The organism is Reyranella sp. (assembly GCF_965279625.1).
Classification (GTDB): Bacteria; Pseudomonadota; Alphaproteobacteria; order Reyranellales; family Reyranellaceae; genus Reyranella.
The window spans coordinates 4,806,146-4,821,747 of sequence record NZ_OZ257251.1 but is presented as its reverse complement, the minus strand read 5'-3'; the positions used below and the strand labels follow the sequence as shown (position 1 = coordinate 4,821,747).

Genomic DNA, 15,602 nt, shown 5'->3' with positions numbered 1-15,602 from the left:
GACAGTGCGGTTCGACATTGTCCCGGAAGCTTCGGCCGTGCCATCGCACCAAAGCAGGCTCCATACCATACCAAGGTTTGGTGATACCTTCCGCCAGGATCGGTCATACCTTGGTAGTCATTCCCAGATTCCTCCGCCGTCCGTAGGTTCGATCGAACGGAGGGCATCATGGACAAACTCACTTCGGACATCATCAACGCGCATGGCGGGCTCGAGCGCTGGAAGTCGTTCAATACCGTCAGCGCTCACCTCGTCCAGGGAGGCGCTCTATGGGGTCTGAAGGGCAAGGCCGGCGTTCTCGACGACACCAGCGTCACGATCGACTTTTGGCGCGAGGCAGTTTCTCATGCGCCTTTCGGAAGTGCCTCGCGGAAGTCCTCGTTCACCCCCGATCTCGTCGAGCTTCGGACGACAGAGGGAGAGCTCCTTGAGTCGCTCGCCAACCCGCGGGACTCGTTCGCGGGACACAAACTCGAGACTCCCTGGAGCGATCTCCAACTCGCCTACTTCGCAGGGGTCGCCATGTGGACTTACCTCACGATGCCCTTCCTTCTTGCCGAAGAGGGCGTGCAATCGCGCGAAGTCGACTCTTGGGAAGAGAAAGGGGAGACCTGGCGCCGGCTGCGTGTCGAGTTCCCGCCGTCCATCGCCACGCACAGCACCGTCCAGACTCTTTACTGCGGTCGCGACGGCTTGCTGAGGCGTCACGACTATGACGTCGAGATCGCGGGCAACACCCCTGGCGCCCACTACGTATCCGACTACGCCGAGTTTCAAGGGCTCAAGTTCCCGACAAGGCGCCGCATTTTCCCGCGTCAGCCCGATGGTCAGGCGCTGGCTGAGCCCCTCGTCGTCTCGATCGATCTCGACAGCATCGTACTCACCTGAACCCGGAAAGGCCGTACGAGCCATCTACGCTCTGGCGCAGGAGCGACGACACCACGTGATACGCCCCGCACGCTACGGAATGGGCGATCACGCCGTACGAAGCAACATCAGTCATTGCGCCGGCAAGCATCCTATAGATCGAGCAGCTCGATCTTGTTGATCATATCGGCTACGGAAACCGACTTGAGCTTTCGGCCCGCGCTCGATCGATGCATCTTAACGGTGATCTCGGTGATCCCCATCTCGTAAGCGATCTGCTTGTTGAGTAGGCCTCGAGCCACGCCTCGCAATACTTCGATCTCGCGTGGAGTTAGCTGCTCTGCCAGTCGCTGCAATTCACCTTTGATGCTGACCTCGACACGCCGCAGGCCGTCCGCCCGCAGCGATTGGTTCACGGCATCGAGCAACTCCTGCTCGGCAAAAGGCTTGGGCAGAAAATCCACAGCCCCTGCCTTCATTGCCCTCACCGAAGTCGGCACGTCCGCATGTCCGGTGATGAAGACGATCGGAATCTGGACATTGTGCGAGGTAAGATATGCTTGCAGATCCAAACCGCTAGATCCGGGTAACCTCAGATCGAGAACAAGACAGCAGGGTCTGTCCGGGAAGCCGTGCGAAAGGAGAGCGGCCGTCGTCTCGAAGGCGATGGCGTCGATCCGCACCGCCAGGAACATGTCCTGAAGACTCGATCGCATATCGGGATCGTCATCCACGATGAGTACCAGCGGGGCGGCGGAGTTCCTCGCGGCCAGTTCACGCCTTTCCGCCCCTATTGCTGCATTCATATATGGGCTCCCTCAGGGCCGCACGATCGTCGGCACCTCGCAATCTATCGCCAAGAGATCACTCCGACCAGAACCCGCCCCCCATACTTCGGTATGGTGCAGACACAGCGCCATGCTGAGCCCATGGCGCGCCTGCGCAGGCCCATTGTCTCTCCAACCGGCGGCTCCAGACGTCTCAATTGGTGACTCGGGACAAGCGGTGGGTACCGACCGTGGCTGCCTGAGCCAATTGAAGACCCCTCGCCTCTTCACTCTCCTGCAACAGCACCCGGGCGTTGCTCACCATGAGCAACCAGGCGCCTGCGAGAAGCGCAACGTCTTTCAATACCAATCGTCCCGCACCCGAAAGATAGGGGAAGCCGTGATGGGCGTCGCCAACGGCCGGTACCCACGCCTCAGGCGTTGTCAGCAGGAAGGACAGAGTGACGAACGGCGTCGCAAAGGCGAGCACGGCGCCGGCGAAGCCCAGCCGCGGGGAAGCCAGTCCTGCGAGGACAAGGCCGCCGATCAAAAGCTCCAGCGTGCCCAGCCCCTTTGAGAAGCCGTAAGTGTTGTTCGCCGTCTGCCAGGCGCGCTCGGTGGGCTTCAGCTCGCCTTCGTGCGTCATATGCGCTTTGTAGTTCTCTGGATCCTTGTAGAAGAACGACATCACCGGACTGTTGGCGACGAAAGGGGTAATGCTGTCTGCTTCGTATGGCACGAACTTCAGGGCACCGATCCAAAGGAAAATGATCGCGATCGCGACCTGCATCGCACTGATCCCGATTCGTCCGGAACGGGGTGACGCCACAATCGAAAGTCCAGTGTGAATAACCGAATTCGTCATTGCCAACCTCTTTCATGGCATCGTCAGCGACAAGAGCGTATCGCCCTCTCTGACGGGAAGGATGCTGCAACGAATAAGGCGAGGCCATTCTACCGTATCACGTAGAGACCAATACGTTAGTGTGTGGGCCTGAAGGCAACCAATCCCGGCAGCGAGCCGACTCGCTCAACCTATGTAGACACCTCAACTGCAGCCGGAAGATCGAACGAGAAGCAAGCTCCGCCACCAGGCCGGTTCGCTACCGTCAACTGGCCCCCCATCGCCTCTACCGCCGACCGGCAGATCTGCAGTCCCATGCCGATACCAGCCGACCTGGTCGTAAAGAACGGCTCGAACAGCTTCTCGATATGCTCCTCGGGAATCCCCGGCCCGGTGTCTGCGACCCTTACAAGCACGCCCGCTTCCTCCGCAACGATCTCGATCGTTATCGATCGTACGCCGGCCCTGTCGCGCATCGCTTCGACCGCGTTGTTCACGAGATTCACGAACACTTGCTGGAGCTCGACTGGATCGCCCTTGATCATCGGGATGTATTCCGCACTGACGATATCCAGCTCGACTCCCGCACGCTCGAGATCGTGGTCCAGGAGATCGCGCGTGTCCGAGACAAGACGCGGGAGGTCGATGGCCTGTGCCACGCCTCGGCCCTTGACGATGTTCTCCCGGGTCCGCTGTACGATGCGGGCGACGCGCTGTGCGGTCCTCTCGACACGCTGCAGGATGCGGCCGAGAGCCTCCAGGTCGGGGCTTTCGCGAGCTATATGGCGCAATCCGGTCTGGGCATCGATGAGTATGGACGCGATAGGCTGGTTCAATTCATGGGCTATGGACGCAGAGAAGGCCCCGACTGTGGCCACACGGTTCGCCCGCGCCAGCTCTGCTTGTGCGGCCCGGCGCAGCCCCTCGATCCGCTCCTGCTCCGACAGGTCCACGTGGCTCGACAGATGCAATCCGTCAGCCAGTCTGATCACCGTGAAATATACGGGGATTCGCCGGCCCTGCTTCCCGATGAGCACCGTCCGACCGTCGATGTGATCGATGCCGTAGTAATGCATTTCGAGCTGTCGCAGGAGCACTTCCGGACCGTCGTCAGCGTTCTCCGCTGGCGGGTTTGCGACGAGGTCGGACACGCTTTCGTACCCCATGAGGCGCGCCAGCGCGTCGTTGACCCGCGTCGTCTTTACCGTCTTCAAGACGTGGGCCAGCTCGTCCGGACGCGCCGCCATATAAGCCCGGAGGTCGGCAACGCCGGTCGCCTTCAGAGAGTCGAGGATCTTCTCCGCGGCACTGAAGTCCATCTCCGCGAAGGTCATATTGCTGACATCGAACAGCGCGGCATATCGGCGTTCCGTACGCAACAACTCTGCAGTTCGCAACGCGACGCGCTGCTCCAGCGTATCGTTGAGTTCCCGGACCCTCTGATGCGCAATCACCTCGTCGTGTATGTCCGAGATACCGCCATAGTAGCGCACCGCTTCGGAGCCCTCCGCGACACGGGCCGGCCGCCCCACGAGCGACATCCACCGGTAGCTTCCATCCGCATGACGCAGTCGGAAGCTCGCGCGCAGTTCGGAACGCGTGGAGAATGCATCGTGCTGCAGACGGCGAAATTCTTCCCGATCCGCCGGATGGTAGTCTTCGATGTAATCCTGAAGTTCGATCGTCTCCTGAAACTGCCTCCCGGTCACCTCAGTGTATCGGCGGTTGTAGAAATCAATCCTGGCATCTGCATCGGCACGCCATAGGATCTGCGGTACTGAGTCGGTGAAGTTGATCAACTCGGCCCTGCTTGCTTCCAACTCTTTCTGGACCCGTTGCAGCTCCTCCTTCGCGAGAACCTCATCATGCACGTCCGAAAGACCGCCGAAGCGCTCCACTTCGCCGGTAAGAGGTGAATATGCCGGATTGTCGTAGATCTGCATCCACCGGTAGGACCCGTCCGCCTGGCGTATCCGTACTTTGAGATCGGTCATGGTGCGGGTCGCAACGGCGGTCGACACCGTGTCGTTGAGTACGGGAATATCGTCCGGATGCACCACGTCGTTGTAGCGCTGCCCCGCGAGCACCGACCACCGGTCCAGTCCCGTCACGGCGGTCCAGCTCTCGTTCAAGTATTCGATCTCACCCCGCGGATTGGAACGCCACAGGACGTATGGAACGGAATTGGCAAAGAGTTCGACCTCGGACCTGCTCCTTTCGAGGTCCCGCTGGGTTCCTTCCAGCCGCTTGCGGCTGACGAGTAAGGCAGCGGTGACGATTATGGCAAAGCAGATGAACAGGCATCGAACGGCGCTCGCCGACGAAGGCTGATCGATATGGCTGACGATCCAGGCGACGATCGTCAACACCACACACGCCTGAGCCGCGCGCGTAATCGCCTTTATCTTGCCCACAGCAGAAACAATGACCAGGACAGCCAAGTAGACGATGGAGACTGAAAACTCGCGCTCTGCGGTACAGTCGATCCAGAAGACGAGCACCGCCAGCAGCGCGGCCAGCGTCAAGATCAAGGGACTTCTCAATCGCTCATTCATGCCGCGACGGCTCTTCTTGAAATGCTAAATTGACCCGCAGTCGGGGCACGACGAGTCCTGCTCCGTTCGCCGAATCCGGCAGTTTGACGATATCAAGGACCTTCAGAGGCGCATAGTGGATTGCCTCGGCCAAGATGCAGGGACGCAGTCGAAGGCATCGAAGTCCGATCGCTCCAATATCCAACGAACCTACCTACCTTTCCTGCGGCTCTCACCCCCAGCCATACCATGGTATGGGATGCGATCGCCTGCGGATGCTGCGACGTAGTGTGGGCGCGGAGCCGACGCTCCCTTTTGAAACCGACGCGCCTACCTTAGGACGATTGCGACAACCTCGAGTGACCACCACGCTTGGCAGGTCAATTGGAGATCCAGAGCCGGTGTCTTTTCGTTCCCCGAACACAACGCCTCTTGTTGCGATCATCGACGACGACGAGGATGTTCGCACATCACTGCATGACCTTCTGAGGAGCTGTGGTTACTCGGCGGAGCTGTTCGAGACGGCCGATTCGTTTCTGGAATCTGCCAGTGCAGCCCGGATTGATTGCGTCGTCAGCGATGTCCAGATGCCCGGCACCAGCGGCCTGCAGCTCGCCCGCATCATGCAGTCGAGGATGATCCCGATTATTCTGATCACCGCATTCCCGACAGCCGAAATCGCGCAGCAGGCGGCAGCTGCCGGCGTCCGACGGCTCCTGGTCAAACCTTTCGACACTGTCGGACTCATTGCCGAATTGGCTGGTTTGCTGGGATGAACGCCAAATCCGGCGGCACCGCACCGCTGGGCATAGCGTCTTGCCGCAAGGATCTGTCGGGACCGCATCCACGATGAGGGAGTGCGGCGCGTAGCTGGGATCAGCGAGACAACGTCGTCTGCCACTCGGGCTGGACGGATCGCGGTCCAGCTGATCCGCCTGTGGTATGCCCGATCACGTATTGCCCGGTGCCGTTCCGAAGAGCAGACCGAGCCCTTCAGCCAATGTCGGGTGCGCGATGATCGCGTCACGCACAGCCTGGTATGGAAGGCCACCCAGCATTGCCATCTGCACCGCCGTCATCACTTCGCCCGCGTGGGCGCCGAACATCGTGAAGCCGACGATTCGATCGGTATCATCGACCAGCGCCTTCATCATGCCCTTGCGCTCGCCAGAAGTGCGGGCGCGCGGGACGGCGTCCATCGGCATCCTGAAGACACGGCAGGACAGGCGCCGGGCGCGGGCTTCCTTCTCGTTCAGGCCGATGCGCGCCAGTTCCGGTTCGATGAACACGCAATAGGGAATGATCCGGGCTGTGGAGACGTAGCCGCCACCAGCAAGACCGCTCTTGATGATCCGGTAGTCGTCGAGCGAGGCGTGGGTGAACATCGGTGTGCCGGCGACCTCACCCAGGGCCCAGATCCCTTCAGCCGTGGTACGCAGTGAAGGATCGGTCCGTACGAACCCGCGCTCGTCCAGAGCGACGCCAGCGATTTCGAGGCCGATGTCGCGCGTCATGGGCTTGCGGCCCGCGGCCACCAGGATATGCGATCCCCCGATCGAGCGACCGTCGGCAAGTGTCACCGTCACGGCGTTGCCCGATCGACCGGCAACCTGCGAAACCGCGACACCGGTTGCGAAAGCGACCCCGTCTCCTTCCAGCACCTTCAGCAGCGCGTCGGAGACATCGTCATCCTCGCGCGCCGCGACGCGCGGCGCCTGCTCGATGATCGTCACCTCGGCACCGAGCAGGCGATAGGCCTGGCCCAGTTCGAGCCCGATATAGCCGCCACCCAGGATCAACAGGTGGCGAGGGAGCTCCTCGACCCGAAGGGCCTCTACGTGCGTCAAGGGCTCCGCATCCGCCAGGCCGGGCACCGGCGGAACAGCCGCGACCGTCCCGAGATTGAGGTAGATCGCCGGTGCGGTCAGACGACGGGGCCCGTCCCCCGACTGCACCTCAATCACTCGCGGCGCCACGAAACGCCCCCAACCGAGGACAAGCTCGAGACCGGAGGCCTCGAAGCCCTTTCGGTTGAAGGCAACCATTTCGGCGACGACACCGGCGGTCCGACCGGCGACGGCGGGCATGTCGAGTCCCGCCTCGACAGGCGTTCCGTAATCTGCGGCCCGGCGGACGAGGGCATGCATCTGGGCGCTGCGGATGAGCGCCTTGCTCGGAATGCAGGCGACATTGATGCAGGAACCTCCGATCAGACCGCGCTCGACCATGGCCACGCGCTTGCCAGCGCGCGCCTGATCCATGGCCAGCGTCTTGCCAGCCTTGCCACCGCCGAACACGATGAGATCGAAGGTCTCCGCATCCATGTCGATCCCCTCCCTCAAGCCTTGATGAAGGCGAGCAGGTCGGGGTTGAGGACATCGGCATGGACGGTCAGCATGCCGTGCGGATAGCCCTTGTAGACCTTGAGCGTGCCGTGCTTCAGCAGCTTGATCGAGAGCTCGGCCGCGTCGGCGATCGGCACCACCTGGTCGTCGTCCCCGTGCATCACGAGCGTCGGCACCGTGATCGCCTTGAGATCTTCCGTGAAATCGGTTTCGGAGAAGGCGGCAATACAATCGTAATGCGCCTTGGCGCCGCCGATCATGCCCTGGCGCCACCAATTCTGGATGGTGCCCGGAAGGGCCTTCACGCCTTCACGGTTGAAGCCGTAGAACGGACCGCTGGCCACATCGAGATAGAACTGCGCGCGGTTGGCCGCGAGGGCGTCGCGGAAACCGTCGAACACCTCGATGGGCAAGCCCTTCGGATTCTTGTCCGACTTCACCATGATCGGCGGCACGGCACTGACCAGCACCGCCTTGGCAACCCGACCCGGCTTGGCGCGCGCGACATAGCGAGCGACCTCACCGCCGCCGGTCGAATGGCCGATATGGACGGCGTTCTTCAGATCGAGATGGTCGGTGAGCTCGATGACATCGGCGGCATAGGTGTCCATCTCGTTGCCGGTATCGGTCTGCGTCGAACGGCCATGGCCGCGACGATCATGGGCAATCACCCGGAATCCCTTGCCCAGGAAGAAGAGCATCTGCGCATCCCAGTCGTCCGCGCTCAGCGGCCAGCCATGATGGAACACGATGGGCTGCGCGTCCTTGGGACCCCAATCCTTGTAGAAGATCTGGGTTCCGTCCTTCGTCGTGATGAAAGCCATGTGAAGTCCCCTTGCGATTGTAAACGCAGCGCAAGGTTGGCCCAGAAGGCTGCTCACCGCCATCGTACATGAGCAGGCAGCGCCCTATACCAAAGTACAGTGCACGCATCGCACGCGCGGAACGGATCGCTCGCCGTCCACGGCCCTCGCATCGCCACGATCCGGCGGCAGCTTTGCATTGGCTGGTTCATGCAGCACAGTGTGAGGCCAGCCGCGCAGACTCGTCTCGAAGGGAACTATTTGAGCCGAAAATGCTAGAGTTAGCCGCAGACACACCCCAGATACGCATCGCCAAGGCTCATGACCGACGACGTACTGCTGACAATCCTGATCGTTCTTCCCTTCGTGGGCAGCCTCCTCGCTGCGACGTTCCGCCCCAACGCGCGTAACTCGGAAGCCTGGCTGGCCGGCGGCGTCGCGCTCGTCTGCCTTTTCCTGCTGATTTCCGCCTATCCCGCGATTGTCGAACGCGGAGTGCTGCGCAGCGAAGCCGAGTGGATTCCCGCACTCGGCCTCGGGTTTTCCCTCCGCCTCGACGGCTTCGCCTGGATGTTCGCGCTGCTGGTTACAGGCATCAGCTTCCTGGTCGTTCTCTATGCGCGCTATTATATGTCGCCGAACGATCCGGTGCCGCGCTTCTTTTCGTTCCTGCTCGCCTTCATGGGCAGCATGCTCGGCATCGTCATTGCCGGGAACCTGATCATCCTCCTGTTCTTCTGGGAGCTGACCAGCATCTTCTCGTTCCTGCTGATCGGATACTGGAATCACACGGCCGGCGCGCGCGACGGCGCCCGCATGGCCCTCGTCGTCACCGGCTTCGGCGGCGTGGCCCTCCTCGCAGGCGTCATCCTGATCGGGCAGATCGTGGGCAGCTACGATCTCGACCGGGTGCTGGCCTCCGGCCAGGCCATCCGCTCGCACGTTCTCTATCTGCCGGCCCTCATTCTGATCCTGCTGGGCACGCTGACCAAGAGCGCGCAGTTCCCGTTCCATTTCTGGCTGCCCAATGCCATGGCCGCGCCGACGCCGGTCTCGGCCCTGTTGCATTCGGCGACCATGGTGAAGGCCGGAGTCTTCCTGCTGACGCGCCTGTGGCCGGTGATGGCCGGCACGCCCGAATGGTTCTGGCTGCTGGGACTCGCTGGCATGGCGGCGCTGGTGCTGGGAGCCTTCTTCGCCATCTTCCAGCATGACCTCAAGGGGCTGCTCGCCTACTCGACGATCAGTCATCTCGGCCTGATCACCATGCTGCTGAGCCTCGGCAGCCCGCTGGGCGCGGTCGCCGCCATCTTCCACATGATGAACCACGCGACCTTCAAGGCCTCGCTGTTCATGGCGGCCGGGATCATCGACCATGAAACCGGCACGCGCGACATGCGCAAACTGGGGGGCCTGTTCCACTACATGCCGGTCACCGCCACCCTGGCGATGGTGGCCAGTGCGGCGATGGCGGGCGTGCCGCTGCTCAACGGGTTCCTGTCGAAGGAGATGTTCTTCGCCGAGGCGATCGAGACCCATGTCCACTCGCTGCTCGATACCTCGCAGCCCTATGTCGCGGTGCTGGCCAGCACCTTCGCCGTCACCTATTCGCTGCGCTTCATCCACTCCGTGTTCTTCGGTCGAAAGCCCGACGACCTGCCGCGGGAACCGCACGAGCCGCCATTCTGGATGCGCGTGCCCAGCATGTTCCTGGTGCTGGCCTGTCTGGTGATCGGCATCTTTCCGGCGGCGACCGTCGGCCCCTACCTGCTGACGGCCGTGCAGTCCGTGCTGGGCACCCGCACGCCGGTTTTCAGTCTCGCCGTCTGGCACGGTTTCAACCTGCCGCTGATCATGAGTGCCGTGGCCCTCGTCGTCGGGGCGCTGCTCTACCTCGCGCTCAGGAACTACCTGCGGCATAGCCCGGAGGGACCGCCGGTGCTGCGGCACCTGAACGGCCGCCACCTGTTCGAACGGGGCGTGATCGTACTGTCCCTGAAATGGGCGCGGGCCGCGGAGATGGTCCTCAGCACGCGCCGCCTGCAGCCGCAGCTCCGGATCCTGCTGCTGGCGGGCGCCCTGGCGGCGCTGGTGCCGTTCTCGATGGGCAGCCTCGGCCTGCAAGGACCGGATTGGAGCGACCTCGACCCCGGGCTCGCCCTGGTCTGGTTGGCCGGCGCCGGCTGCGCAATCGGCGCGGCCTACCAGGCCAAGTATCATCGCCTGGTCGCGCTCGTCCTGCTGGGCGGCGCGGGTCTCGCCACCTGCATCACCTTCGCGTGGTTCTCTGCGCCCGATCTGGCGCTGACACAGCTCCTGGTCGAGGTCGTGACCACGATCCTGATCCTGCTGGGGTTGCGCTGGCTGCCCAAGCGCTTCGAGGAAATAGAGACCGGGGAAAATCCGTGGCGACGACGGCTGCGGCGTTCGCGCGACCTCGGCATCGCCTTCATCGTCGGCGCCGGCATGGCGACCCTTGCCTATGCCGTCATGGTGCTGCCGCTGCCGGAAACCATCGGAAGCTATTTCCTGGAACGCGCCTATACGGAAGGTGGCGGCCGCAATGTCGTGAACGTGATCCTGGTCGACTTCCGCGGCTTCGATACGATGGGCGAGATCACCGTGCTCGCGGTGGTCGCCCTCACGATCTTCGCGCTGTTGCGCCGTTTCCGGCCGGCCTCCGACAATATCGGCTCGCCCTTGCAGCAGCGCCGGCAGAACGCCTTCGACGAGGCCGAACCCGACCGCAAGGCGGGCGATACGCTGGGCGACTATCTGCTGGTGCCCTCGGTGATCATGAAGTGGCTGTTCCCGGTGATCATCGTGTTGGCGATCTACCTCTTCCTGCGCGGACACGACCTGCCCGGCGGCGGCTTCGCCGCGGGCATCGCGCTCGCGACCGCCTTCATCCTGCAATACCTTGCGTCCGGCACGATCTGGGTGGAGGACAGGCTTCGCATCCTGCCGGTCAACTGGATCGGACTGAGCCTGTTGCTGGCCGCCATGACCGGCATGGCGTCGTGGCTGTACGGCTATCCCTTCCTGACCTCGCATTCGCAGTATGTCGAAGTCCCGCTGATCGGGGCGGTGCCGGCCGCCACCGCCCTGTTCTTCGACCTGGGCGTCTTCGGCCTGGTCGTGGGGGCGACGGTGCTGATGCTGATCGCGCTCGCCCACCAGTCGGTGCGCAACCTGCGCGCCTCGCGCGCGACGCCCACGCAGCCGGCGCGGGAGGAAGCGTAATGGCGCTCCTCCTTGCCGTCTGCATCGGCATCCTGGCCGGGTCCGGCGTCTGGCTGCTGCTTCGGCCGCGCACCTATCAGGTCGTCATCGGCCTCTCGCTCTGCGCGCTGGCGGTCAACCTGTTCATCTTCAGCATGGGCCGGCTGCGCTCCGGCGCGCCGCCGGTCCTCGCGGGCCAGACAGGCACTCTCGCCCAATACGCCGATCCGGTGCCGCAGGCGCTGGTCCTGACGGCGATTGTCATCGGCTTCGCGACGACCGCGCTGTTGCTGGTCGTGCTGCTGGCGGCGCGCGGATTCACCGGCACCGACCATGTCGACGGCCAGGAGCGGTGATGTCGGACTGGGCACGTCACCTGATCATCGCTCCCATCGTGCTGCCGCTGGTGGCGGGAGCCTTGCTGGCCGTTTACGACGAGCGCCGGCAGTTCTTGAAGGGACTGATCAACCTCTTTTCCACGCTCGCGAACCTGGCGATCGCCATCGTCCTGCTGCAGGCCGCCGATACGGACGCGCCCGGCGTCTACCTGCTGGGCAACTGGCCGGCGCCATTCGGCATCGTGCTGGTGCTCGACCGACTGTCGGCGATGCTGGTCCTGCTGACGGCCGTCCTCGCGACCGCGTCGCTGATCTTCTCGATGGCCCGCTGGCATACGGTCGGCCCCCACTTCCATACGCTCTTCCAGTTCCTCGTCATGGGCGTGAACGGCGCCTTTCTCACCGGCGACCTGTTCAACCTGTTCGTCTTCTTCGAGGTCATGCTGGCCTCGTCCTACGGCCTGCTGCTGCACGGATCGGGGCCGCGGCGCGTCCAGGCGAGCGTACACTATGTCGTCGTGAACCTGACCGCCGCCTTCTTCTTCCTGGTCGGCGTCGCCCTGATCTACGGCGTCACCGGAACGCTGAACATGGCCGATCTGGCCGCGCGCATTCCCGCCCTCGCCGGCGAGAACCGTGTCCTGCTGGAAGTCGGCGCGGCGATCCTCGGCATGGCTTTCCTGGTGAAGGCCGCGATGTGGCCGCTCGGCTTCTGGCTGCTCAGCGCCTATCCGGCCGCTGCGCCGCCGGTCGCCGCGATCTTTGCCATTCTGAGCAAGGTCGGCCTCTACGCCCTGCTGCGCCTGCGCCCCCTGCTGTTCGGGAGCGAGGCCGGCGAGGTCGCGGGCTATGGTGCCACGCTCCTGTTCGCCGGCGGCCTGGCAACGATCGCCTTCGGCATTCTGGGCGTGCTCGCCTCGCAGGCCATGACCCGGATCGCGAGCTTCAGCCTGATGATCTCCTCCGGCACGGTGCTGGCCGCCATCGGCCTGTCCGACGCGCAGGTGACCGGCGGCGCCCTGTTCTATCTCGTCAGCTCGACCCTCACGATCAGCGCCTTCTTCCTGCTGATCGAGCTGATCGAGCGCGGCCAGAACCCCGGCGCCGACCTGATCGCCGTCACCGCCGAAACGTTGCATGCCGAGCCCGACGAAGTTGGCGGCAGCGAGGCGGGCATGGGCTTTCCCGGCACGCTGGCCATCCTCGGCGCCGGCTTCGTCGCCTGCGCCCTGTTGTTGATCGGGCTGCCGCCGCTGTCGGGGTTCGTGGCCAAGCTGGCCCTGCTGGCGGCGCTCTTCGCGCCGGCCGGAGAAGGTGCGGCGGCCGGCCTCTCGCCCGCGAACTGGACGTTCATCGTGCTGCTGCTTCTGTCCGGTGTGGCGACGCTGATGACCTTGTCGCGCGTCGGCATCCGCGCCTTCTGGGCGCCGGTCGATGCGGTCGCGCCCCGGGTTCTCGCGGTCGAAGTGGCCCCCGTGTTCGCCCTGCTGCTGCTCACGCTCGTCCTCGCCATCAAGGGCGGACCGGTGATGCAATATATGGAGGAGACGGCGCGCTCCGTGCTGGCACCCGCCTCCTACATCGAGGACGTTCTGTCGGCGCCGCGCGTTCCGCCGGCCAAGGCAGGCCTCCAATGACCCGCCTCCTACCCTATCCGTTGCTGGCGGTCTCGCTGCTGGCGATGTGGCTGCTCCTGAACGGCCTGTCGCTGGGACATTTCGTGCTGGGCAGCGTGATCGCAGTCGCCGCCTCCAACGTGACCGCCGCCCTGCAGCCGGACAGGTCGCGCATCAGGCGCTGGCATCTCATTCCCAAGCTCGTGGCGATCGTCCTGCTCGATGTCTGGCGCTCGAACGTCGCAGTTGCCCGGCTGATCCTGTTTCCCGGCCAGCACAAGCGCGTGTCGGGCTTCGTCATCGTGCCGCTCGAACTGCGCGATCCGGCCGCGCTGGCGATCCTCGCCTGCATCCTGACCTGCACGCCGGGCACGGCCTGGGTCGAGTACGATTCGACGGCCAACAAACTGTTGATCCACGTCTTCGACCTGGTCGACGAGATGCACTGGATCGATCTGATCAAGAACCGCTACGAACGGCTGCTGCTGGAGATCCTGGCATGAGCGCAACAATCCTCTCCTGGTCCTTGCTGGTCGCCCTGGTTCTGCTCGGGCTCGCGATGGTGATCGCCGCTTTCCGCATGCTGCGCGGTCCACGGGCGCAGGATCGCATCATGGCATTCGATGCTTTCTACGTGAACGCGATGCTGCTTCTGCTGGTGTTCGGCATCCGGACGGGCAGCACGCTTTACTTCGAGGCGGCGCTGGTGATCGCGCTGCTGGGCTTCATCGCCACCCTGGCGCTTGCCAAGTTCCTGATGCGCGGGGAGATCATCGAATGAGCCACGCCGCCGACCTGCCGGCCTGGGCCGCCCTCCTCGCCTCCTTCCTGGTCCTGCTGGGCGCCAGCTTCACGCTGGTGGGCGCCATCGGACTGGTGCGCCTCAAGACCTTCTACGATCGCCTGCACGCCCCCAGCCTGGGCGCCACCTGGGGCGCCGGCGGGATCCTGCTCGGTTCCATCCTCTTCTTCTCTATTCAGCAATCGCGCCCGGTGCTGCACGAAGTGCTGATCGCGGTGTTCCTGACGGTGACCACACCGGTCACGCTGATGCTGCTGGGCCGCGCCGCCCTCTATCGCGATCGCAGCGAGGGAGTCGCCGATCTTCCGCCGCCGATCAGAACCGATGGAGAAACCAAGACCGGCGACGCGATCTGACATCCCCAACGGAACGGGGCCTCGGTCGAGCCACAAACGTAAGCCGTCACTTCGATGCCGTGTGCCAGCACCAACGGCACGGGCTGCCTTCCCCACGCGCTGATCTCGCAAATCGGCTCCGGCTCGCCGGGAAGAGCGCGCGGCCGGTCACCGAACTGACATGCCAGCCTCACGAGACGGCAACGAGACTGTTGCACTGGGAAGGGAGTGTCCGCCTCTCGCTCCCCGGTCGCATCAGGGCAGAACCATCAGGCGTTGGCCCATCTGGATCTTCGTGCCGTCGGCGATGTCGTCGCACAGGCGGAAGCCGCGGGGCGCGAAGACGATGATTGTGGACCCGTGCTCGAACCAGCCCAGCTCGTCGCCGCGTCGAACGCGCGTGGAACAGGCGATGTCGGCCGCCCCGCGATAGTTCATGTTCATCACGACATCGAGAAAGTGCAGGCGGATGCTGGCGACCAGGATCGCCGCGACCGGCACCAGCGTCACGGGGTGGCCGCCAGACGCGAGGCGAAGCCGCAGCACGGCGCGCTCGTTGCGGCAGAACAGGCGCGCGACGCGCTTCAGAGCAATCGGATTCACGTTCCAGGTGTCGCCCGAAACGTAGGTCACGCGCTCGACGGTGGCGTCGTGCGGCGCATGGAAGCGATGGTACATGCTCGAGGTGAGGCGCAGCGTGACGTAGGTGCCGTCGCGATAAGTCTCGACCAGCTGCGGATCGATCAGCAGATCCTCGAGCCGGTACGGAAAGCCCTTGGCCTGGAACAGCTCGGTCCCGCGAACGGTGCCGCACGCGCCCACGATCCCGTCGCTGGGACTGACCAGCATCGCGGGATCGACGTCGAGCGGCCGCGCACCGGCGCGCAGCTCGCGCGTGAAGCAGTCGCGCAGGCTTCCGAAGGACTTCTTCTTCGACTCGGCGAGATCGAGATCGGTGAACAGGCGCCAGACCGCGATCGCGGCGCGCGCCAGGGCCGGACTCTCGATGCGGCTGAACCAACCCATCCACCGCGTCGCGAGCCTTCGCGGGATGCGGTTGGTCAGCAGGAAATTGATGTCCTCCTGCTGGAGGACCTTCAGCAGTTGCAAATGAACGCTTTTGGCCACG

The 15,602-nt window shown here is 63.9% G+C and carries 14 protein-coding genes; 8 read left to right on the top strand and 6 right to left on the bottom strand.

The window, feature by feature from the left end; all coding sequences use genetic code 11:
* The first annotated feature begins 168 nt into the window (after positions 1-168).
* Entirely contained in the window at positions 169-888 is a 720-nt protein-coding gene (locus ACQY78_RS23410; protein WP_428679402.1) for a hypothetical protein, read from the top strand.
* Positions 889-1,019: 131 nt separating this feature from the next.
* Here ACQY78_RS23410 and ACQY78_RS23405 read toward each other — a convergent pair whose 3' ends face one another.
* The 3 genes from ACQY78_RS23405 to ACQY78_RS23395 form a co-directional block, all read right to left on the bottom strand.
* On the bottom strand, positions 1,020-1,673 hold the full coding sequence (locus ACQY78_RS23405; protein WP_428679399.1) for a response regulator transcription factor: 654 nt from the start codon (positions 1,671-1,673) through the stop codon (positions 1,020-1,022).
* A 175-nt stretch (positions 1,674-1,848) separates the two neighbouring features.
* Positions 1,849-2,499 (bottom strand): reactive chlorine resistance membrane protein RclC, encoded by a 651-nt coding sequence (gene rclC / locus ACQY78_RS23400; RefSeq protein ID WP_428679397.1) that lies wholly within the window; start codon positions 2,497-2,499, stop codon positions 1,849-1,851.
* A gap of 170 nt (positions 2,500-2,669) precedes the next feature.
* Positions 2,670-5,009 carry a PAS domain-containing sensor histidine kinase gene (locus tag ACQY78_RS23395; protein ID WP_428679394.1) on the bottom strand — a complete coding sequence of 780 codons (2,340 nt, stop codon included), beginning with the start codon at positions 5,007-5,009 and terminating at the stop codon, positions 2,670-2,672.
* A 362-nt stretch (positions 5,010-5,371) separates the two neighbouring features.
* Here ACQY78_RS23395 and ACQY78_RS23390 point away from each other — a divergent pair, with 362 nt between their 5' ends.
* Positions 5,372-5,788, top strand: coding sequence for a response regulator transcription factor (locus ACQY78_RS23390; RefSeq protein WP_428679391.1), 417 nt, complete (start codon positions 5,372-5,374; stop codon positions 5,786-5,788).
* 174 nt (positions 5,789-5,962) lie between these two features.
* Here the strand turns inward: ACQY78_RS23390 and ACQY78_RS23385 are convergent, their stop codons facing one another.
* Positions 5,963-7,309, bottom strand: coding sequence for a dihydrolipoyl dehydrogenase family protein (locus ACQY78_RS23385; RefSeq protein WP_428679388.1), 1,347 nt, complete (start codon positions 7,307-7,309; stop codon positions 5,963-5,965).
* 41 nt (positions 7,310-7,350) lie between these two features.
* Complete coding sequence (locus ACQY78_RS23380; protein ID WP_428679386.1) at positions 7,351-8,181, bottom strand: alpha/beta fold hydrolase; 831 nt, start codon at positions 8,179-8,181, stop codon at positions 7,351-7,353.
* A gap of 300 nt (positions 8,182-8,481) precedes the next feature.
* On the opposite strand from ACQY78_RS23380, the gene ACQY78_RS23375 reads away from it, so the two are divergent.
* Genes ACQY78_RS23375 through mnhG form a run of 6 tightly spaced genes read left to right on the top strand, consistent with a single transcriptional unit; the run spans position 8,482 to position 14,494 of the window.
* The gene (locus ACQY78_RS23375) at positions 8,482-11,403 is read left to right on the top strand and encodes a monovalent cation/H+ antiporter subunit A (protein ID WP_428679384.1); all 2,922 of its coding nucleotides are present in this window, start codon (positions 8,482-8,484) and stop codon (positions 11,401-11,403) included.
* The gene (locus tag ACQY78_RS23370) at positions 11,403-11,738 is read left to right on the top strand and encodes a Na+/H+ antiporter subunit C (RefSeq protein WP_428679382.1); all 336 of its coding nucleotides are present in this window, start codon (positions 11,403-11,405) and stop codon (positions 11,736-11,738) included. Before ACQY78_RS23375 ends, ACQY78_RS23370 begins: the two co-directional genes overlap by 1 nt.
* Positions 11,738-13,357 (top strand): monovalent cation/H+ antiporter subunit D, encoded by a 1,620-nt coding sequence (locus ACQY78_RS23365; RefSeq protein WP_428679380.1) that lies wholly within the window; start codon positions 11,738-11,740, stop codon positions 13,355-13,357. The genes ACQY78_RS23370 and ACQY78_RS23365 overlap by 1 nt, the downstream gene beginning before the upstream one ends.
* Complete coding sequence (locus ACQY78_RS23360) at positions 13,354-13,839, top strand: Na+/H+ antiporter subunit E (protein WP_428679378.1); 486 nt, start codon at positions 13,354-13,356, stop codon at positions 13,837-13,839. Before ACQY78_RS23365 ends, ACQY78_RS23360 begins: the two co-directional genes overlap by 4 nt.
* Positions 13,836-14,117, top strand: coding sequence for a K+/H+ antiporter subunit F (locus ACQY78_RS23355; protein WP_428679375.1), 282 nt, complete (start codon positions 13,836-13,838; stop codon positions 14,115-14,117). Before ACQY78_RS23360 ends, ACQY78_RS23355 begins: the two co-directional genes overlap by 4 nt.
* Positions 14,114-14,494: a monovalent cation/H(+) antiporter subunit G gene (mnhG, locus tag ACQY78_RS23350; protein WP_428679373.1), complete on the top strand. Its 381-nt coding sequence runs from the start codon at positions 14,114-14,116 to the stop codon at positions 14,492-14,494. Before ACQY78_RS23355 ends, mnhG begins: the two co-directional genes overlap by 4 nt.
* A gap of 234 nt (positions 14,495-14,728) precedes the next feature.
* On the opposite strand, the gene asd is transcribed toward mnhG, so the two are convergent.
* On the bottom strand, positions 14,729-15,601 hold the full coding sequence (gene asd, locus ACQY78_RS23345; protein WP_428679370.1) for an archaetidylserine decarboxylase: 873 nt from the start codon (positions 15,599-15,601) through the stop codon (positions 14,729-14,731).
* Position 15,602: the final 1 nt, after the last annotated feature.

Excerpts from the sequence above, each read along its gene's own strand:
- ACQY78_RS23410 (WP_428679402.1), top strand. The coding sequence starts at position 169 with ATGGACAAACTCACTTCGGACATCATCAACGCGCATGGCGGGCTCGAG.
- ACQY78_RS23405 (WP_428679399.1), bottom strand. The coding sequence starts at position 1,673 with ATGAATGCAGCAATAGGGGCGGAAAGGCGTGAACTGGCCGCGAGGAAC.
- rclC (WP_428679397.1), bottom strand. The coding sequence starts at position 2,499 with ATGACGAATTCGGTTATTCACACTGGACTTTCGATTGTGGCGTCACCC.
- ACQY78_RS23380 (WP_428679386.1), bottom strand. The coding sequence starts at position 8,181 with ATGGCTTTCATCACGACGAAGGACGGAACCCAGATCTTCTACAAGGAT.
- ACQY78_RS23375 (WP_428679384.1), top strand. The coding sequence starts at position 8,482 with ATGACCGACGACGTACTGCTGACAATCCTGATCGTTCTTCCCTTCGTG.
- ACQY78_RS23370 (WP_428679382.1), top strand. The coding sequence starts at position 11,403 with ATGGCGCTCCTCCTTGCCGTCTGCATCGGCATCCTGGCCGGGTCCGGC.
- ACQY78_RS23365 (WP_428679380.1), top strand. The coding sequence starts at position 11,738 with ATGTCGGACTGGGCACGTCACCTGATCATCGCTCCCATCGTGCTGCCG.
- ACQY78_RS23360 (WP_428679378.1), top strand. The coding sequence starts at position 13,354 with ATGACCCGCCTCCTACCCTATCCGTTGCTGGCGGTCTCGCTGCTGGCG.
- ACQY78_RS23355 (WP_428679375.1), top strand. The coding sequence starts at position 13,836 with ATGAGCGCAACAATCCTCTCCTGGTCCTTGCTGGTCGCCCTGGTTCTG.
- mnhG (WP_428679373.1), top strand. The coding sequence starts at position 14,114 with ATGAGCCACGCCGCCGACCTGCCGGCCTGGGCCGCCCTCCTCGCCTCC.